The following is a 2,857-nucleotide window of genomic DNA, read 5'->3' on the forward strand; positions in this document are numbered from 1 at the left end:
TCCTAAGAGGGAATTAACTGAATTACCCTATTTATAACCTTCCACGTCTTCCGACTTGGCTGTTTTTAAGGACAAAACCTGCGTTTTGTACCATTTTGCCTTTCTAGTTTGGTTGCCGGCACGTAATTTTTCAAGCCCAATAACCCACTTTTAACCCCTAAAAATCGGCTTTTTAATGGTTGTTTTGCCCTTTTTAGTCCTGTTTTTGATGGTTCGCAAAGGTTATATTTATACCATTGCAGTGCATCCTTATGCTTTTTGCCCTGAATTTAGCAGCATTTTACCCTGCATTTAGCACCGTTTTACCTTGCATTTAGCACCAAAACGCACTGCGTTTTGCACCATATTGCACTGCGTTTTGCACCATATTGCACCCCATTTTGCTGCAAATAGCCCCCAAATTGGTGTAAATGGCTGTCTTTATAAATAAAAATACATTTTAACGCATTCACAGACACCCCCCCTTTTTGCATTAAAACAAACCTCCGCGAGAATCGATTTTTTGCGCAAGATAGGCGATTGGTGATAGAAAGGGCAGTTATTGTGTTAAAATTGTTGCTGAAAACTAGACAAAAGCGATTGTGCCATGTGCATGCTAATAGCCAGCACCACGGAAAGGGCGTACGCTTACGACCATCAGTGTTAGTTGTTGCAGGGTAAGCTGCTCACAGACAATGGAAACAGTATCGTGGAAACGTGGAATTAATCTGCCTTCGATAGGCAGTTTGCAACTTGTAGAGCATGTTTGCAATGCCTTCCGACAGGTCGCTTTTTGAAACATAACCACGTTTTGGTACAGACAAAAGGGGAATAACATCATGTTTTATTGTGTCTTTGTCTGGTACTTCGTACATGAGCGGGGCGTTTATCTTGTTTTAGTAGCACAAAGATAATAAACTCCTCTCAAACTGTAGAGATTTTAAAAGTATAGATGACTTCTGTAAATAAATTCTTCCTGAATTAACAATTTACGCTCCTATTCGCCTGATATTCAAATAAAAAATATTAAATTTGCATCGTGTTTCTTTGGAGACACAAGACATTGTTGGAAAAAGAAGCGTTATGCTTGTCTTGTAAATGGAAACCTGAGAAATTTCTATAAGATACAAGGATGGCATAGTGGTTCTCACGCTATAGCGTGGGGCTGCTACCATATCTGTATCTTAGGGTTTTCTCAGGACCTCCATTTAAGACGTGGCATTGCAGTTCCACGTTTCTTATATACGAACTATTAAAAGGGGCAATGGTACTGTGAAAGCCCAATAGAATTAAAGAAATGACTTTTATTGAAGAATTGACTCAAGAGTTTGTCTCGATGTACACCTCTAAAAACGAAAAAGAAATCATTCATAAGGCAAGAATTCTTGTGAGAGAAATCAATAGGAATGAGTTCCAATTTATGATGACGGAACATCCCTATGCAGTAGCGAGAGCATTATACTATCTTCTTTCTGATGAAGCAAAACTCACAGATGAAGAAAGTGTTCCTGTAGCAAAGTTGCTTTATTATTGTCTGTTGAAAAACTATCTGACAAATAGCAATGCTGATGTGTCTGATGCTAATTTTTCTGACTTGATAGGTGGTTGTCAGCTGGGAGTAATCTTTATGACGAAATACATCAAATTTATTGCATTTTCTATTATATCGGGTATTGCTCATTATTTGCCAGATGCTGCACAAAAGCATGCAGGTAATCAGCTTTTACTTTTCTGTAAAACTGTTTGTCAGGCGGAAATAACACATAATCACCATTTAATGGAAGACAACCTTATGAGAGAGTATGATAACTTCATACAGGGACTTAATCAATATTTACCTGAAGTTAGAGATATATTAGCTTTGAAGCATGAGTGTACTCCTGTAATTGAGCAGATTTGTGAAGATATGAGGTTTGATTGTGCTTTGAAGGACAATGACTTTTAACAACTAAAATATATTTAAAACAAATTATAATGGGATACTTAATTTTTATCATAGTTGCAACTGTAATTCTCTTCGTTTATATTGCGCATAAACATAATGAACTGTTGAAAGAATCTAAAGAATTGGCAGAGAAGAATCAATATATTGAGAGTGGAACAGGAAAGAGAAGGGAGTGGCCTGTTGGTTCATATTTCAAAAGTACGACTAACTTGAAAAATTTTTATAACAGTACTCCAATGTCGACTTTGCTCGAACTTAAAGCGCAAGGTTATACTTTTATGTTTGAGCCTGATGTACATAAAACTCCTCTTGCTTTTTATAAAAAGAATGAAACTTATACAGCCGTTTATTCTGAAGAAGAAATAAATATACTGGAATCAGAGTGCATTAAATATATTAGGCTGGTGGAAAAGCAAGAAGAACTTGAAACTAACGACTTCGATTCTTCATTACGGATTGGAAATATAGATGAAGAGCCTTATCCGCCTAAAGTTGGAGAACGCTGGAGAAATATTAGTTCTGATAGCAGGCTTGCATTATTAGATGTTCAGTGTTATTGTGTGCAGAAAGCAAAAGGAACATCATTCTATGCAAAAGCTATACAAACTTTAATCGTGATAGGGATAGACTTTGGTTTTACAGAAGAGTTTGTAGAAGACAGAGTTAATAACCACCTTTTAGAGGAAACTTCAATATCAAAAAGGCTTACTTTGGTTGGAGATAGAAGTATAATGCATTTGGTATTCAAGAGTTGTTTTTGGTTTGCTGTAAATACGGATAGTAGTGATTGGGATTATGTCTTTAATATTTTTATGGATGCAGGTTGTTCGATTGATGAGTTGAGTTCTTTGCTTTAGAAAGAAAAATCCTTAACGCATTCTTTTTATTTAAGAATATAGTATGTAGGGTAATTCAGTTAATTCCCTCTTAGGA

General features: G+C 36.1%; 2 protein-coding genes. Both read left to right on the top strand.

Translation table 11 applies throughout. The features are described from left to right. Positions 1–1,276: 1,276 nt before the first annotated feature. On the top strand, positions 1,277–1,924 hold the full coding sequence (locus tag HMPREF2955_RS07210) for a hypothetical protein (protein WP_070722241.1): 648 nt from the start codon (positions 1,277–1,279) through the stop codon (positions 1,922–1,924). A 29-nt stretch (positions 1,925–1,953) separates the two neighbouring features. Next, the gene (locus tag HMPREF2955_RS07215; RefSeq protein WP_070722243.1) at positions 1,954–2,781 is read left to right on the top strand and encodes a hypothetical protein; all 828 of its coding nucleotides are present in this window, start codon (positions 1,954–1,956) and stop codon (positions 2,779–2,781) included. The last annotated feature ends 76 nt before the right edge of the window (positions 2,782–2,857 follow it).

It is taken from the genome of Prevotella sp. HMSC073D09, assembly GCF_001814145.1.
GTDB lineage: Bacteria > Bacteroidota > Bacteroidia > Bacteroidales > Bacteroidaceae > Prevotella > Prevotella conceptionensis.